General features: G+C 53.2%; 13 protein-coding genes. 4 read left to right on the top strand and 9 right to left on the bottom strand.

The window, feature by feature from the left end; translation table 11 throughout:
- Positions 1-9: 9 nt before the first annotated feature.
- The 5 genes from HMPREF0645_RS11865 to HMPREF0645_RS11845 form a co-directional block, all read right to left on the bottom strand.
- Entirely contained in the window at positions 10-855 is an 846-nt protein-coding gene (locus HMPREF0645_RS11865; RefSeq protein WP_044123653.1) for an ATPase, read from the bottom strand.
- A 141-nt stretch (positions 856-996) separates the two neighbouring features.
- Positions 997-1,407 carry a GxxExxY protein gene (locus HMPREF0645_RS11860; RefSeq protein ID WP_007175277.1) on the bottom strand — a complete coding sequence of 137 codons (411 nt, stop codon included), beginning with the start codon at positions 1,405-1,407 and terminating at the stop codon, positions 997-999.
- 141 nt (positions 1,408-1,548) lie between these two features.
- Positions 1,549-2,886, bottom strand: coding sequence for an MFS transporter (locus HMPREF0645_RS11855; protein ID WP_007175276.1), 1,338 nt, complete (start codon positions 2,884-2,886; stop codon positions 1,549-1,551).
- Between the two features lie 488 nt (positions 2,887-3,374).
- Complete coding sequence (locus tag HMPREF0645_RS11850; RefSeq protein ID WP_007175275.1) at positions 3,375-4,796, bottom strand: glycosyltransferase family 2 protein; 1,422 nt, start codon at positions 4,794-4,796, stop codon at positions 3,375-3,377.
- A 47-nt stretch (positions 4,797-4,843) separates the two neighbouring features.
- Positions 4,844-6,004 (bottom strand): penicillin-binding transpeptidase domain-containing protein, encoded by a 1,161-nt coding sequence (locus HMPREF0645_RS11845; RefSeq protein WP_007175274.1) that lies wholly within the window; start codon positions 6,002-6,004, stop codon positions 4,844-4,846.
- A 537-nt stretch (positions 6,005-6,541) separates the two neighbouring features.
- On the opposite strand from HMPREF0645_RS11845, the gene HMPREF0645_RS13720 reads away from it, so the two are divergent.
- The 3 genes from HMPREF0645_RS13720 (at position 6,542) to HMPREF0645_RS11835 (ending at position 8,711) form a co-directional block, all read left to right on the top strand.
- Positions 6,542-6,751, top strand: a complete 210-nt coding sequence (locus HMPREF0645_RS13720; protein WP_156777929.1) for a hypothetical protein — start codon at positions 6,542-6,544, stop codon at positions 6,749-6,751.
- 136 nt (positions 6,752-6,887) lie between these two features.
- On the top strand, positions 6,888-7,541 hold the full coding sequence (rbr, locus tag HMPREF0645_RS11840; RefSeq protein WP_007175273.1) for a rubrerythrin: 654 nt from the start codon (positions 6,888-6,890) through the stop codon (positions 7,539-7,541).
- Between the two features lie 153 nt (positions 7,542-7,694).
- Complete coding sequence (locus tag HMPREF0645_RS11835) at positions 7,695-8,711, top strand: glycosyl hydrolase 53 family protein (protein ID WP_007175272.1); 1,017 nt, start codon at positions 7,695-7,697, stop codon at positions 8,709-8,711.
- Between the two features lie 78 nt (positions 8,712-8,789).
- Here HMPREF0645_RS11835 and HMPREF0645_RS13715 read toward each other — a convergent pair whose 3' ends face one another.
- From HMPREF0645_RS13715 to HMPREF0645_RS11815, 4 genes are all read right to left on the bottom strand, one after another.
- Complete coding sequence (locus HMPREF0645_RS13715) at positions 8,790-9,641, bottom strand: FecR family protein (protein ID WP_169305464.1); 852 nt, start codon at positions 9,639-9,641, stop codon at positions 8,790-8,792.
- Entirely contained in the window at positions 9,608-10,687 is a 1,080-nt protein-coding gene (locus tag HMPREF0645_RS11825) for a DUF4249 domain-containing protein (protein WP_044123652.1), read from the bottom strand. The genes HMPREF0645_RS13715 and HMPREF0645_RS11825 overlap by 34 nt, the downstream gene beginning before the upstream one ends.
- A gap of 39 nt (positions 10,688-10,726) precedes the next feature.
- Positions 10,727-13,405, bottom strand: coding sequence for a TonB-dependent receptor (locus HMPREF0645_RS11820; RefSeq protein WP_007175269.1), 2,679 nt, complete (start codon positions 13,403-13,405; stop codon positions 10,727-10,729).
- 115 nt (positions 13,406-13,520) lie between these two features.
- Positions 13,521-14,171: a DUF3575 domain-containing protein gene (locus tag HMPREF0645_RS11815; RefSeq protein WP_007175268.1), complete on the bottom strand. Its 651-nt coding sequence runs from the start codon at positions 14,169-14,171 to the stop codon at positions 13,521-13,523.
- A gap of 614 nt (positions 14,172-14,785) precedes the next feature.
- Here HMPREF0645_RS11815 and HMPREF0645_RS11805 point away from each other — a divergent pair.
- A complete protein-coding gene (locus tag HMPREF0645_RS11805) occupies positions 14,786-15,829 on the top strand; it encodes a DHH family phosphoesterase (RefSeq protein ID WP_044123651.1) in 1,044 nt (347 codons plus the stop codon).
- Positions 15,830-15,934 lie beyond the last annotated feature (105 nt).

Raw genomic sequence — 15,934 nt, 5'->3', positions numbered from 1 at the left:
AAGGTTGTTTTATGATTTGTGGAAATCCAATAGTCCGTCCATCGGAGCCTGGATGATCCGCCCGAGGTTCATTCTCTCCTCGTGCATCACCTCCTCAAGCTGTGGCCTAAAGACCATAGCAATGGATCCGATGAAGCCAATGGGCAGGCGTTCGCAGCCGTCATACTGCTGCACATTGCGCCGTAGGAATTGCCGGAATCCTTTTTTCACGATGGCTTCGATGCAGGGTTCGGTAATATTGGCCTTGAGGAATGGGGCGAACGATGCCAGGAATCGGCTCGGTGTTTGCTGCCGATACACTCGTTCGATAATGTCGGCTTGGGTCAGGTTATATTGCTCATGAAACCTGTCGATGATGTGTTGCGGCAGTTGGTGCTTCATGATGTCGCCCAAGAGTGTGCGCCCCAGCACCGCACCACTGCCTTCGTCGCCGAGGATATAGCCCAGGGGCGACACGTTCTTCGTGATTTGACGGCCGTCGAAAGCGCACGAGTTGCTACCTGTGCCGAGTATGCAGGCTATGCCGGGCTGGTGACCGCAGATGGCGCGCGCAGCCCCGAGCATATCGCTGGCCACCTCGCAGGTGCCGGTAATCGTGATGCAACTGCGCAGAATGCCCTCCACGATGGGTTGCTTTTCCACTGTGCAGCCCGCACCGTAGAAGTACACGTCGGTCACTTCTTGGATTTGCAACTCGGGCAACAGCATGGTCTTGATCTCTGCGGCCATGTCTGCTTCGGTCAGCTGGAAGGGATTCAGTCCCTTGGTCTGCACTTTTCTCGTTGTGCCGTCAGGTTTCAGGAGGCACCAGTCTGTCTTGGTAGAGCCGCTGTCGGCAATCAGTTTAGTTGTCATATTTTTGCTGTTTTTTTGTTTCCTCCGCTCGGCTTCGCCGAATCTTAGAATATCTGGAGAATATCTTTTGCTCATCGCCGAATATCTTTTTGAACTCGCAAGCGAGTTTTATCTGAGAATATCCTTGCGGCGTGGATAAGTCTAAAAGGCATGACATCGATTGTCTTCGGTGTCATACCAGTATTTTTCAAAGACCACTCTGCCATGGTTTGTAAAATTAAGTAAGATTCCTATTGGTTTGTGGCTCAGCGACAAATAGGTGAAAAGTTGTTTGCGATGCGAGGGTTCTATGGCGTCGGTAGCTTTCAGTTCCAAGATAATGTTTTTGTCTACAACCACGTCTGTCTTAAGCGCCCTGTCCAGCTTGACACCTTTATAATATATGGGCAATTCAGATTGATGATCAACTTGAAACCCCTTTGCTCTGAGTTCGTAGACCAATGCAGACTCATACACAGACTCCATCAGTCCCCCATGCAGTTCATTATATGCATTAAAGGCACATCGTATGATTGTACGGACACTCTCTTCAAGTTCTTTTTGCTTTGTCATTGCGTAGCTGATATTTTAAGATGAGACTCGCTTGCGAGTCCAAAAAGATATTCGGCGATAAGCCTATAACCTACAAGAAGATATTCTCTATATATTCTAAGATTCGCCAAAGGCGAGCGGAGGCTTATCCTCCACATCGTTTTATTCGCTCGTTTGCTTCTTTCCGTATGATGCATCAACTTTTTCCCGCACAAGGAAGGTTATGACAACGGTGGCGAGACAGCATAGCATGACTATCCAGAAGAACCACTCGTAGCCCACCAACTCTTGCAGATAGCCGGCAAGCATGCCCGGAATCATCATGCTCAGAGCCATGAAAGCCGTGCAAATGGCATAGTGGGCGGTGGCAAATTCGCCCTTGGCGAAGTACATCATATAGAGCATGTAGGCTGTGAAGCCAAAGCCATAGCCAAACTGATCGGCCGCTACGCAGATGCTGATGACCGTAATATTGGTGGGAAGAAATGCCGAGAGATAGACGAATGCGAGACAGGGTAGCGTGATGCTGGCGGCCATGGGCCACAGTGCCTTGCGCAATCCCCAGCGCGATGCGGCTATGCCGCCGATGATGCCACCGACAGTCAGTGCGACGACGCCAATGGTGCCATAGACAATGCCCACCGTGTCGGTGTCGAGACCAAGGCCGCCCTTCGCCTGTGGGTCGAGCAAAAACGGATTCACCATCTTCAGGAGGAAAGCCTCGGGAAGCCTGTAAAGCAGCATGAAAACAATGGCCAGCCACACCCCCGGCTTGCTGAAATAAGTGTAGAAGGTGCGTGAGAACTCGCTCATGATTTCTTTTGCACGATCTTTTGAGACTTGTCCGATATGGGGACTGTCGGCTGCGGGGCGGGGTAGGGAGAAGGTGTGCCAGAGCGTCAAGACGCTGAACATCACGGCAGTGATGGCCATGGTGACTTGCCAAGAGGTCGGGATGTCGCCTGTCGACTTCTCTAACCTGCCGGCGATATACACCAGTACGCCCTGCCCAAAGATGCTGCTGAGCCGATAGAACGTGCTGCGTATGCCCACAAAGAAGCTCTGCTCTTCCTGGTTGGCGGCCAACATATAGAAGCCGTCGGCCGCAATGTCGTGGGTGGCTGAGGCGAACGCGGTGATGGTGAAGAGTATGAGAGTGAAGGTGAACATGCTCACCGGCACTTCCTTACCAGCTATGAGCGACGTGTCGGGGTGGGGAATGGTCAGCGTGAGCAGCACAAAGAGTGTGCTCATGAGTATCTGCATAGTCACGATCCACCACCGTTTGGTGCGGATGATGTCGACAAACGGACTCCATAGGGGCTTGATGGTCCAGGGCAGATAGAGCAGGCTGGTGAACAATGCCATCTCGCCGTTGGGCACTCCCATCTTGGTAAACATCGTCACGGAGATGTTGTTGACTATGAAATAAGGTATTCCCTCAGCAAAATAGAGCGTGGGAATCCACCACCAGAGAGATTTTTTTAATTCAAAATTCATAATTCATAATTCACAATTATGCTGCGCGTTGGGGTAAGGCAGATATTCTTGGATTGTTTGCGCAGCAAACGGACAGATATTCTGCGATGAGCCTTTCGTTCATTCAAAGATATTTTCCAGATATTCTGAGATTCGGCGGAGCCGAGCGAAGGAGTTTTTTTAATTCAAAATTCATAATTCATAATTCACAATTATGCTGTCGCGGTTTTTTAATTCACAATTATTCGCAAGCTCATCAACTCGTCACAATTTTCAATTCACAATTAGGCGGTTGGCAATTCACAATTCATAATCCCAAATTCACAATTAGGTATGCGCGTTGCAATTCACAATTTACCACTTCTCGTTCCTCATTCTTCACTCTTCGTTCTTCACTCATAATTGGGCTACGCGGAGATTATACATAGCTCATAATGGTCTGGGCATTCGTGCTTCACGTCTTTAACGGTAGGGCATCAAATTGTGAATTGAAAATTGTGAATTATGAATTACACCCCGGCTGTCTTCCTCGCCATGAGTTCCCAGGTGCGGATGCGATCCTTGTAGAGATTGTAGCGGTTGTTCTTTTCAATGCTCAGGTCGCCGTCGGAGTTATCTTCCCAGCGTCGGCAATTATAGATTACGTCGTAGATGCGGCCGATGGGATATTGCCTGCTGATGGCCAAACCGAGCGCATAGTCCTCGCCATAGTTCACGTTGGGCAGGTTGATGGCACGCAGCACGGGTGTGAAGAATGCGCGCGGAGCACCCAGACCGTTGATGCGCAGGGCGTTGTTGTGTCCGTTTTCGGGTGTCCATTCGCGGTGGTCAATCTTTCCCGGGGGCAGGATGTTGAGGTTGATGTCGGTCAGCATGTACGACCCGATCACCATGGCACACTGCTCTGCGCGGAACGTATCGACAATTTTCTGCAACGTGTCGGTGCCCGAATACACATCGTCGGAGTCCAGTTGGGCGATAAATCGGCCACACTGCGGATGATGGGCAGCCATGTTCCAACTGCCGCCCACGCCGATGTCGTTGCGTTCGGGAATGAGATGAATTACGCGCGGATTGTCCTTGTACTCGTCGATAAGCTCGGTTGTGCCGTCGGTGGAGTGGCAGTTGGGGCCGTTTTCCACCACAAAGACATTGTATTCGAAGTCGGTTTGCTGGCTCAGCGCACTCTCGATGGCATCGCGAATGGTGCTCACGCGGTTCAGGACGGGTATCATAACCGATGCCTCCACCTTGAAGTCGCCGGCGAAATCCACCGGCTTGGTGTTGGGAGCGAGGTATGCGCCCACCTCCTTGAGATGCTCGGTGCAGGCCGCTTCCATTTCTATCTGCGATTCGCGGTTGCGCGGGTCCACGTAGTCGAAGAGTTTTTCGCCCGTTTTTCGAGTGTCTAATTCTACTTCGGAATACAGAAATTCGTTGATATGCTCAATGCGATGTTTCTGCGATAGCTTCAATCTCAGGTCGTAAAGTCCTGCTGCCGTGTAGTTGGCCGTGGTGCGCTTGGCCGACTCTTTCAGCGCATCGGTGCGGAAGAGCAGCACGCTGCCGAAGTCGAAGTCGTCGCGCAGGCTTCCCGCCTGATAGTCGATGACGGGTGCCTCCGTGCGTCGACCATCGGCCGACACGTTGTAATGGTCGGCATAAACCATGCCCGCACCGGTCATACGGGCCACCTGCACCATGCGTTCCAAGGCCAGATAGCCCATGCGGATATACTGGGGTTTGAGATAGAACAGCGTGTATTCGGCCTTCGCAATGTCGGCCATGGTGCGCACGGTGTCGCTCTCACGCATCGATGTTTCCACAATCGTGATGTCGCCAACGATGTCCAAGGCGTCCAGTCCGTTGACATTCTTGTCGGTTTCTTCGTCAGTGCCCACGGGCACAAAGCAGTCTATGAGTTTGTTCATTGTATGTTTTTTGTGATATTTATTCTTATTAGATGTGGTCGGATTTATCAGAGGTCGTCGAAGTTGATTTCCACTTTCACGGGTGTAATCTTCACTTTTCGGTTTTCCCACTTTGCCGCGCGTCGCTCCGACATTTGCGAAAGCCTGCCGTTGATGTGCTGTTCCATCATCAGGGCAGCGAGCGGAGCGGCCAGATCGGCACCGAATCCCCCGTTCTCCACATAAACGCTCACCGCAATGCGTGGCTTTTCCATCGGGGCAAAGCCCATGAAGATGGAGTGATCTTCGCCTTCGTTTTCTGCCGTTCCGGTCTTTCCACATATTTCATAGTCCGGATTGTTGAGGCTTGCAGCCGTCCCGTTCACTGTTGCGGCTCGCATGCCCCGAACCACGATATCGAATGCTTCGGGTGTGGCGAGGCTGCGGTGCTTGGTGGTGTCTTGTTCGACGATGGCAAGTCCGGCGGCTGACTCGTGAATGTGCGGTGTGAGATAGAATCCGCGGTTGGCTATCACGGCGGCCAGGTTGCACAGTTGCAGGGGAGTCGTTTTCACCTCGCCCTGCCCCATGCCCACCCACATCACCGTGGTGCCGTTCCATGAGCCGTGCTTCGCGGCGAGAAATGCCGAGTCGGGCATCACACCGCTCACCTCGTCGGGCAAGTCAACACCGAGCGCCCTGCCCAGTCCCATGCTCTGCATGTAAGCGTTCCAACGGTTGATGGCACGGTGTTTGGAGACATACAGGCTGCGGTTGTCGAGCATCTCCTGAAATGCTTTGCAGAAATAGGCGTTGCACGACTGGCTTATGGCCTGCACCAACGCCAAGGGCGACTTGTGTGGATGACACCCGATGCGGATGCCGTCGTGTGTGAATCCGCGTCTGCAGGGGTAGGTTGTTTCGGGCGTCAGCGCCCCCTCCGACAGCATCTCCAAGGCTTGCGCCACCTTAAAGGTAGACCCCGGTGAGTAGTCTGTCGAAATGGCTCTGTTCACCCCGTCGTTCACCTTGTCTTGGCTCACGAGTGCCAGGATGCGCCCCGTGGCCGGTTCTATGGCCACGATGCTGCCTTGCTTGCCTTGCAGGAGTCGCTCACCCAGAGCCTGCAGTTTGGGGTCAATGGTCAATGGGCCGTCGGTGGGAAGGTCCAGAGCCATGACCGGGCAGGCTGCGATGAGACCGGCAATGAGAGTCTTCAGTCTAAACATGCGTGTTGTTCTGTTTGGGCGGGTGGTGTCTTGCGCCCCCCGCAATGCTGCAAAGTTACAATATTTCGTTGACAATCATTGTTAAAAGCAGACTCAAAAATCTTCTCCGAGGCTCCATATCATCTTTGTTGAAACAAGATACTTGATATTCGTATTTTTCTTGACAAACACCCCTCTATCTTTCGTTTATTTGAAAACACCACCCTCTCCGCTCTGAAATCCGTGAAATTTGCGGAATTCGTAGTCCGTTAACAATCAATAGGTTATGCGGAACTGCCTTGACAATGTCGGCTTCGTCGTCCGCCGTTTGGTATCGAATGGCAGGCCGATGAAGCCCGAATCGCACGGTGACAAAGGCTTCATCGCACGATGACGAAGCCCGAATCGCATGATGAAAAGATGCCAAACGCGAAGCCATTGAATTTTTTATGTTGTTTCGGCTGATAACTAAGAAAAAAACATGGCGCATTTTTCTCTGGATGCTCCGAATGCAACTACCCCAAAATCGGTAATCATATTTTACAACGGTAGTCCCTGATGAGACGTGGACTTGCCTTCGTCTCCACACAGGAGAATGTCTTCATTATCTGTCGGGTGAGCTATGATGAGGACGGAACGAAACGTGACGCGCGTATGAGAAGTTGTTTAAGGCGGCACGGCTTCGCTTGGGTGAGCATATGGGGGCTCAACATTGGTTGGGGCTTGACGGGGTTTTTGGTGGTGCGCGGGCGGATAGTGAGACGTTGATTTAAAATTAGTATAAATAGCTCGACGGACTTATAATTATTACAATTCCCCTTTGCATCCACCGAATTTATAGCTATCTTTGCCATAGATACAAGAACATAAACTGTATTAACACATTATACAAAAACATTATCATATGAAGAAGAAATTTATTTGCACCGTTTGCGGTAGTATTCATGAGGGAGAGAAGGCACCAGAGAAGTGCCCGGTATGTCACGCCAAGGCAGATCGTTTTGAGGAATTTGACCCCAAGGCCTTGAAGGGAACCAAGACTGAGGCTAACCTCATGGCGGCTTTTGCCGGCGAGAGTCAGGCTCACACCAAATATGCTTACTATGCTTCTAAGGCCAAGAAGGAAGGCTACGAGCAGATTGCCGACATTTTCAACGAGACATCTATCAACGAGAAGGAGCATGCCAAGCTGTGGTTCAAGTTCCTGCATGGCGGCGATATTCCTGCCACCACCACCAACCTTGAAGATGCTGCCGACGGTGAGAATTACGAGTGGACCGACATGTATGCCGAGATGGCCAAGACCGCTAAGGAAGAAGGCTTCCCCGGCATTGCAGCCAAGTTTAAGGGCGTTGCCGACGTGGAGAAGCGCCACGAGGAGCGTTACCGCAAGTTGTTGAAGAACATCGAGGACAAGATCGTGTTCTCTCGCGACGGCGATTGCATCTGGCAGTGCCGCAACTGCGGACACATTGTGATTGGCAAGAAGGCTCCTGAGGTTTGCCCGGTTTGCGACCATCCGCAGTCGTTCTTCCAGATTGCCCCTGAGAACTATTAATTCAGTGGGTGTCCCCGACTAAGGGACATGCGTTGAGGGCGGACAAACCGCCTCCATCAATCATGAAACGGGAATTCCTTTTTAGGGATTCCCGTTTTGTGGATATAGCGCGACACTGCAAATCAGATTCAACCTTATTAATATAAGCAAGCTATGAACAAAACCTTGACAACCCTGCTGCTGAGCCTCCTGCTTGTCGCATCGGCTCATGCGCAAACCGACGCCAAGTTCTGGCTCGGCGCCGACATCAGTGGGACGACAGAAATGGAAGCCCGTGGCCAGAAATTCTATAACAACCGTGGTGAACTGCGCGAGAACACCGCACTGATGCATGAGCTGGGACTCAATGCCGTGCGTCTGCGTGTATGGGTGAACCCCCGCGGTGGATGGTCGGGCAAAGACGATGTGCTCGACATGGCGAAGCGAGCCAAATACTACGGCATGGCCGTGATGATCGATTTCCATTACAGCGATTGGTGGGCCGACCCCGGCAAACAGCACATACCCGGTGCATGGCAGTATTTCAAGTACGATGAGATGAAACATGAGTTGGCTGCACACACCCGCGAGGTGTTGCAACTGCTGAAGGCTCACGACATTGATGTGTGCTGGGTGCAGGTGGGTAATGAGACCACGAATGGTTTCCTGTGGCCCATGGGGCGTGCCCAAGACCACATGGAGCAATATGCCGGACTCACCCAGGCAGGCTACGATGCGGTGAAACAGGTCTATCCCGATGCCCAGGTGATCGTTCATCTTGATGGCGGTTGCGACCGCAAGCGCTATGACTTCATCTTTGACGGCCTGCGCAAGTATGGTGCCAAATGGGATATGATAGGCGTGAGCGTTTATCCCTATTGGGACAAGGAGGCCGGACTCGAGGAAGACTGGCAGGGAACTGTGCGCGATTTTGCGGCCAACATCAAGTATCTCTACCAGAAGTATGGCACGGAGTCGATGGTTGTCGAGACGGGTGTGGAGGCTGGCAAACCCGTTGAGGGTAAAAAGATTCTGTCGGCCATCATCAATGCCGCGCACCACAACACCGACGGCCATTGCCACGGCGTCTTCTATTGGGCACCCGAACTGGAGGGTGCCTATCCGCTTGGGGCTTTCAGGAACGGTAGGCCAACCGAAATCATGGATGCCTTTGCCAATCCCGGCCGGTAGGCAGTGCCCCGATATGTGAAAATCCCCGGACTATCGCTATAGTCCGGGGATTTTCGTGTGTTACAATCACTTGTCAATTCATGGTATCCTACTTACTATTCGAACGTTAAGTGTCTGTTCTATGATGGCCACCACCTCGTCTAAGCTCACGGCATCAAAGTCGCCGGAGAGGTGCTTGCCCGTGTCGGCACACGATAGCTCCACGCCATAATATGCCGACAGATCGCGCAGCACATCGGCCAACGGGGTGTTGTCGAAGTGAAACTGTCCCGTGGCCCACGTCGTGGCATTGCTGGCCGGATGTGCGATGCGTTTCGGGCCGTTGCCGTGGGCGGTCAGGATGGCGGCATCCGATTCGTTGAGCGTAATGCCGGACTTCTTGTTTGCGGTCGAGGCAAAATACACGGTGCCCTCGGTCACATATACCGAGGTGCCGGCAAGTGATTCCTCGACCATGAGCTTGGTGCCGATGTCGTTTATCGTATAGTTTTGATCCATAATCATAAACGGATTATCGGCATCGTGCTTGATGTCTAAGAATACCTTGCCCTCGATTTCCACGCGCCGGCAGTTGTCGCCCTTGTACGACAGGGTAGCGCCGGGGGCGAGGGTCACGCGCGTGCCGTCGGCCAGCGTGTAGCGCTCGACGCTCCGTTTGGCGGTGAGCGTTGTGCTGGGCTCGTGGAAATAGAGCGTAGTTCCTGCAACCACCAGCACGAGCAGTGCAGCGGCTGTTCCCACCCATGCCCAGCGGTAGCGGGTGGGGCGCATGCCTATTCCGGCCTTCACTTTTTGAAGAGCCTTGCGCGTGTCGAGTTTGCCAGGTGCGTAGTAACGCATGACAAAACGCTGTTCCTTGTCCTTGGTTGGTGTCATGGCTGTGTGGTTTTTGGTTTCTATTGTTTCTTGTTTGGCGCCTTCATCTTCCATGCCGTTGTATCGGTGTTCCATCCACCCAGCAACCCCAGTCCGCCGGCAACATTCGACTCCATGGGTCTGATCTGCGAGAATCCGGCACGAGCCAGCTCGTTGTTTTCCACATCGTTCAGTGCGCGGAGGAAGTTGTAATACTCCGGGGAGATGCGCAGCAGCTCTATTTGGTAGGCCTTGGCAAATTCGTAATGGATGGCATAGCCGTGGTCGTACAGCGTGATCGAATTACGGCGGTCAACGTTGAGGTGCAGCGTGTAGGTCTTGCCGTTGATGGCCGTGTCGTCGAAGATGCACAGGTAGCCGAAGAAACTGTTCGAGAATCCGAAGAAATCATCAACCGAGCCTACGGGCATCAGCAACTCCTCGCTCTGTGTCTCGATCTTGGGATACGTATAGGCCGAGTCGGTAAACTCTACGGAGATCGAGTCGTAGTCTATCTGGTCTTTCTCGATCAGGAACTTGTTGTAATGGTTGTAGTAGGCAGTTATCCGCCCGTTCTTGTACATGGTGGCTGTTCCGCAATAGTGTTTGATCTTCACGCGAACGGCATAGTAGTCGCGTGTGGCTGCGTTGTCGGTAAAGGTGGCTACCACTTGGTCGAGGTCCTTTGTTCTCTCGTACTCGTTGTCGTAGGCCGTCACCTCGTGCACCGAAATGTCGCTCACTGGCACTGCTTCGGGAATCGTTGTTGTGCCACTCACGCTTTCTAATCCCTCCGCCGATACACCGAGGGTCACTTGGTCACCGGTTTGTTGTTTCCCTACAACTCGGTAATATCCTTTTCCGATGTGCTCCACACCGCGTTTTTCGCCGTTCACGGCATATTGGATATGGGCATTGTCAACGGTTGTAATCTTGACCGAATCGTTGTAGCTCTTCACGGGGATGCTGCGGCTAACGAATATATAGGTGGTGTCGGAGGCGGTGGGCATGCAGTAGACCACCATCTTTTCCTGGTTGCTCAGAGTTGATATGTCGATATCGTCCTTGCAACCGGTAAGAGGGAGTAGCAGCAGGGTGGCGAGATATATCAATTTGTTCATATTGCTGTTGTTCATGAGAATGTATTAAAACTTTATTGCTTAGAATTTAATGGTATAGCTGAACGACGGCACAACGGGGATGTAGGCGTGATTCTTGATGTAGAACTGCCCATTGCCTTTCTGCTTGACCTCCACAAAGAGCGAGTTGAAGTGGCAATACACGTTGTAGAAGCTCAGGTTCCATATCCGCTCACGCCCGTGCTTGGTGGTGTGGTGGAAGTCGAAACCGATATCCAAGCGGTGATAGGCCGGCAGGTTCATGTTGTTGGGCTTGTCGTAGACAAACACAGTTTGGTCTTCGTAGCTGCGACGCTCCTCCCATGGGTCGTAGGTTTTCCCTTGTCTGACATGGCTTTGGAAGTTGTCGTAGTCCACGGGATGACCACCCGGAGTGTTGGGAGTGGCGATGAGCTGCGTGGGCACGGTGATATGGTTGCCCGAGTGGAAGCTCCATACACCGAAGGCCGAAATCTTGTCGGTAATCTTCCAGCGTGCCGAGAGGTTGAGCTTGTGGCGGTTGTCAAACTTGTCGAAATACCAGTCGCTGTAGAAATCGTCATATTTGCGCTGGTTCCACGACAGGGTGTACGCTCCCTGCAATTCCAATCGCTTGGTGGTGTAGGACGCATCAAGCTCAAGGCCATAGAAGCGTCCCTTGCCGTCCATGACAAACAGATCCCACTTTTCGGCCGGCGGCTCCAAGCTCGACCAGCTGGTATATTGCAGCAGGTGGCGGCTATACTTATAGTATCCTTCCATGGAGAGCATCCAATGACGGGCGGGCTGATAGTACACTCCGCCTGCAACCTGCCACGACCGCATGGGCTTGAGACGCTCGGTGGTGGGCACCCAGTAGTCGGTGGGGAGCTCGAGAACAGCGTTCGAAATCTTATGTACAAACTGAGTCATCATCGTATACGATGCCTTGAACGAGAGCTGGCCAGTGGGCTGGTATTTCACGGCAAAGCGGGGGTCGAGCGTTCCAAATGTCTTGCTGCCGATATTGAACAGCGTAGCGTTCACCCCGCCGTTCACGCTCCAATGGTTGTTGAGGGTCATCTCGTCCTCGGCATAGACGTTCCACTCGTGGGCCGTGTGCCTGTTCCTGCCCGATGTCTTGAAGGTGTCTCTCTTCTCGTAGGTCAGGAAGTATACATCCTGTGCGTGGGTCTGCGGTCTGAACATATGCCATGTGTAGTCGTGGCCGAACCGAATGTGGTGATGGGGTGAGGGACGGTAGTCGAAGGCGGATCTGTAGCCCAGGTCGTTGATGGTCGACTGGTATTGGTGTGCCGAGTGAAAGGTGGTTGTTTGCTGGCCGTCTCTCGTGGTGAAGTCGTCTTCCGAGGAGTTTAGTTTGGCCTTGTTGTAGGTGTACACGGCGGTGAAGTTGGCAAACAGCTTGGGCGAGAACTGGTAGTTCCAGTTCAGGGCTGCATTCAGGTTGCCCCAGCTGAAGCTGTTCTTGGTGATGTCACGATCGCTGTTGCCGCCGTCCCAGTCCGATTTCCACTCGTCCTTCGTCTTGAGTTGGTCCTGTCCGGAATAGAGGCTGAGCGACATGCGCGAGCGGTCGTTGAAGATATTGGTCACCTTGGCGTTGAGGTCGTGAAAGAAGTAGTTGATTGAGATCTTATCCTCCTTGTCCCCCCGATTGGCAATGGCGAAGGCCGGCCGCGACAGAATGTCGAGCCAACTGCGTCGCAACCCGATGTTGTAAGAGGTCTTGCCCTTGCGGATAGGCCCCTCGAAATGCACGCTGCCATCGAGCAGTCCGATGCGGTAGCTGCCGTGGGCATGGTAGAAGTCGCCGTCGTTGGTGCGCACGTCGACGACCGACGAGAGCCTGCCCCCGTAGCGTGCGGGGAAGCCACTCTTGTAAAAGTCCACATTTTTCACCACGTCGGTGTTGAAGGCGGAGAACAGCCCCATGGTATGGTTAATCTGATAGAGCGGTGTGCCGTCGATGAGGAAGAGGTTCTCGTCATTGTTTCCCCCGTGCACATAGAGCCCGCTGGCCAGTTCTACACCCTCTGCCACACCGCTGATGCGCTGCAGGGTCTTCACCACATCGGGACTGCTCAACAGCGCAAACTCGGTTTGGATGTCGCGCGGCGAGAGCGACCGCTTGCCCGTCTGCGTGTTGATGAGCGGCGAGTTGAGGTCGCCCACCACCACCACCTCGCCCACGCGCGCATTCTCCTTCATGCTGATAGTGATATGCTTGTCGGCATCGAGGTTCAGCTTTTCCAGCTTGTCTTCAAAGCCGATATAGCTGCATCGCAGGTCGTGCTCACCCTCGGGCAACGTGATGGAGAAGAATCCGTAGGCATTGGTCAACGTTCCCTGACGGGTGGTGAGGTCGTAGACGGTGGCGTTGATGAGCGTCTCGCCGTCCATGTCCTTCACATATCCGCTCAGCGTATGGGTGCGTTGCGGTTTGCCCCGCGGTTTGCCCTCGGTCTTGGCCGGTGCGGTTGTCGAAGGGGCGGGGGTTGCTGCCCTGAGCATGATGTGGCGGCCCTTCTGTTCATAGCTGATGCCCGAGCCTGCAAAGAGCGTGGCCAAGGCTTGCCCCAGCTGCATCTTGCGGATGTTAGGCCCCGTGTAGGCCTTGTCCACATGGAGCTTGGCGTCGTAGACAAAGTTCACCTTCCTGACCTGGTGCAGCCAGTCCATCTCCTGCTTCAGGGTGGTGTGCTGTGCCCAGGCCGCCATCGGAAGGGTGAGGCAGAAGAGTAGGGCGATGATGAGCCTTGAACTTAAGGAATGATGCGTCATGATGATAAGATGTCAAAGAGATTGGAGACAAATGATGGGGAACACCGGGGCATCAGAACACTAATCCCACGCCGAAATGCACCGAGTGCCGCCACAGACTGCGTTTGTCGTGGTTGAAGATAGTGGTCACTTCCCCCGTGGTTAGGTTTTTCTTCTCGCTGGTGCCGGTAATAATGGGGATGTTGGCAAACTGCTGCAAGCCGTAGCCCAGCTTGAAGTTCAGGCCGAAGTGACGTTTGAACATGAGCTGGTAGCCCACGCCGATGCCCCCGAGCATGCCGCCCGTGAAGTTGTGGTTCTTGCTGTCGTTGAAGAGCGTGTAGCCCAGGTCGCCGTAGGCATAGAGCGCGCGGTGCGTGGCCAGGGGGCGGTATCGGAAGGTGGCATAGAGCGGCATGGTGTTGTTGTCGCCGTTGTATTCGCGCGTAAAGCGGCTCAGGCCGTAGCCCACGCCCACTGTCATGTCGGGGCGGATGTTGTAGAGCGCATTGATGGTGAGCGCGTGCCCACCGAGCTTGCCTTGGGAGTCGTAGTTGTAGCCGTTGATCTTCTCGGTGAAGCCGAGGTTGTAGCCGTAGTCCAGCTCCATATGGAACCGGGCGTCGTTTTGTGCAACTGCAGTGGTGGTCAAAGAACTTGTCCCCAGAACGAGGAGTGACCAGAGAAGAATTTGTTTCTTTTTCATACTCTCGATTTTTTTCATAAACTTAAACTTTTATTTTATCTTCTGCCCCTATAACGTAAGAATATGAATTTACCCCCATCCGAAAATTATTTATTTTTCAGAAAATTTTTCCACCCCCGTTCGGCCATGCAACACGGGATATGAAAATGTCATGCCAAAATATCGGACAAATATGCGCGTATATTTCGCAAATTCCGAAAAAGAAAGCCGACGAGTCGAAATTCTTGAAATTTACAGCCATTTTGCAAGTTGTTGAGCATTAGGGAGTAATGAGTGCTGTTGATAAATCCGACAATCGTCGGGTTTTGTTGAGCTCGCGATGAGGCCTTATCGGCGGTGCGGTTAAGGCCTACTGGCAGTTGGAATCCACCTCCGTGGCCCGCCCATTGGGCTGTAGACGCGATGCGATCAGACTCTAACCGCACCACGCTTCCGCCATTCCGACCGATTGCGGACGGCTTGGGGACTGGAAACATGGCGCTTTTCACTCTGGTTGTCCTGCAAATCCCGACACGATAATGGTGAAGTTTTATTGACAGAACGAGTTGCCCCACACTTTCGTTTGATTTTTTAGAAAAAGCCGCAGTCGTGTCGAGACTGTTCCCAATCTTTTTATTACCTTTGCACCTATGATGAATTTGAACCTTTTATCAGCCGAGCAGGTAGAGACGCTCGAGCGACTCATTGCTTCGGCAGAACACATATTGATAACCACCCACTCGCGACCCGACGGCGATGCGCTGGGTTCATCGCTGGGCTGGGCGGTCTATTTGCGTGAGCACTATGGCAAGGAGCCCGCGGTGGTTGTGCCCAATGGCTATCCCGATTTTCTGCGGTGGCTGCCCACGAGTGAACGCATCATCAGATACGACAAGCATCCGGAGGAGGTGCAACAGCTGTTCGACAAGGCGCAGCTGGTGTTTTGCATCGACTATAACGGACTGAACCGCGTGGATGCCATGGAGGAAGCGCTGACCAACTGTGCTGCTCCGCGCGTGATGTTCGACCATCATCTCGACCCCAACTTGCCGGCCGAGGTCAGCGTCTCGCATGCCGATCTGAGCTCTGCCTCCGAGGTTGTGTTCCGGGTGGTGTGGCAGTTGGGCGGCTTTGAGGAGCTTTCTGCGAAGTTTGCTACCTCTATATATTGCGGCATGATGACCGATACGGGCGGCTTCACCTTCAATTCCACGCGCCCGGAAATCTTTTTCATCATCTGTCAGCTGCTTACCAAGCATATCGACAAGGACAAGATATACCGCAACGTCTACAACAACTACAGCCAGTGGGCCATTCGCCTGCGCGGCTATCTGATGTCGCAGAAACTCAATGTCTTCGACGACCTGCACGCGTCCTACTTCACACTGACCCGGCAGAATATCCGCGACTTCCACTATGTGCGCGGCGACAGCGAGGGACTGGTGAACGAGCCGCTGCGCATCAAGGGCATGAAGGTGTCGATTTCGCTGCGCGAGGACGACCGTGTGGACAATAAAATATGGGTGAGCCTGCGCTCGGTGGACGATTTCTCGGTGGAGGAGATGGCCAAGCAATTCTTCAACGGCGGTGGGCATTTCAATGCCAGCGGCGGTCAGTTGGACTGCACCATGGAGGAAGCTGAGCGGATAACGCGCGAGGCCATTCACCATTATGCCGACCAGCTGAAGGGCAAATGAATGGCTTGACGACGAGCGGAGACCACGCCTGCGCCGGAGTTGTGACGGAGATGTGCGGAACTGGGCGTCAGGAGATTGCACGATGATGTGTTTTTTTATTCTGAA

Origin of the sequence: Hallella bergensis DSM 17361, assembly GCF_000160535.1 — a bacterium.
Classification (GTDB): domain Bacteria; phylum Bacteroidota; class Bacteroidia; order Bacteroidales; family Bacteroidaceae; genus Prevotella; species Prevotella bergensis.
This window is presented reverse-complemented; position numbering and strand designations above follow the sequence as displayed.

Bases quoted from the DNA above. Each gene is read 5' to 3' on its own strand.
- HMPREF0645_RS11805 (WP_044123651.1), top strand. From the start codon at position 14,786: ATGAATTTGAACCTTTTATCAGCCGAGCAGGTAGAGACGCTCGAGCGA.
- HMPREF0645_RS11835 (WP_007175272.1), top strand. From the start codon at position 7,695: ATGAACAAAACCTTGACAACCCTGCTGCTGAGCCTCCTGCTTGTCGCA.
- HMPREF0645_RS11815 (WP_007175268.1), bottom strand. From the start codon at position 14,171: ATGAAAAAAATCGAGAGTATGAAAAAGAAACAAATTCTTCTCTGGTCA.
- HMPREF0645_RS11865 (WP_044123653.1), bottom strand. From the start codon at position 855: ATGACAACTAAACTGATTGCCGACAGCGGCTCTACCAAGACAGACTGG.
- HMPREF0645_RS11855 (WP_007175276.1), bottom strand. From the start codon at position 2,886: ATGAATTTTGAATTAAAAAAATCTCTCTGGTGGTGGATTCCCACGCTC.
- HMPREF0645_RS11860 (WP_007175277.1), bottom strand. From the start codon at position 1,407: ATGACAAAGCAAAAAGAACTTGAAGAGAGTGTCCGTACAATCATACGA.
- HMPREF0645_RS11845 (WP_007175274.1), bottom strand. From the start codon at position 6,004: ATGTTTAGACTGAAGACTCTCATTGCCGGTCTCATCGCAGCCTGCCCG.
- HMPREF0645_RS13715 (WP_169305464.1), bottom strand. From the start codon at position 9,641: ATGGAAGATGAAGGCGCCAAACAAGAAACAATAGAAACCAAAAACCAC.
- HMPREF0645_RS11850 (WP_007175275.1), bottom strand. From the start codon at position 4,796: ATGAACAAACTCATAGACTGCTTTGTGCCCGTGGGCACTGACGAAGAA.
- HMPREF0645_RS13720 (WP_156777929.1), top strand. From the start codon at position 6,542: ATGAGACGTGGACTTGCCTTCGTCTCCACACAGGAGAATGTCTTCATT.
- rbr (WP_007175273.1), top strand. From the start codon at position 6,888: ATGAAGAAGAAATTTATTTGCACCGTTTGCGGTAGTATTCATGAGGGA.
- HMPREF0645_RS11820 (WP_007175269.1), bottom strand. From the start codon at position 13,405: ATGGCGGCCTGGGCACAGCACACCACCCTGAAGCAGGAGATGGACTGG.
- HMPREF0645_RS11825 (WP_044123652.1), bottom strand. From the start codon at position 10,687: ATGAACAAATTGATATATCTCGCCACCCTGCTGCTACTCCCTCTTACC.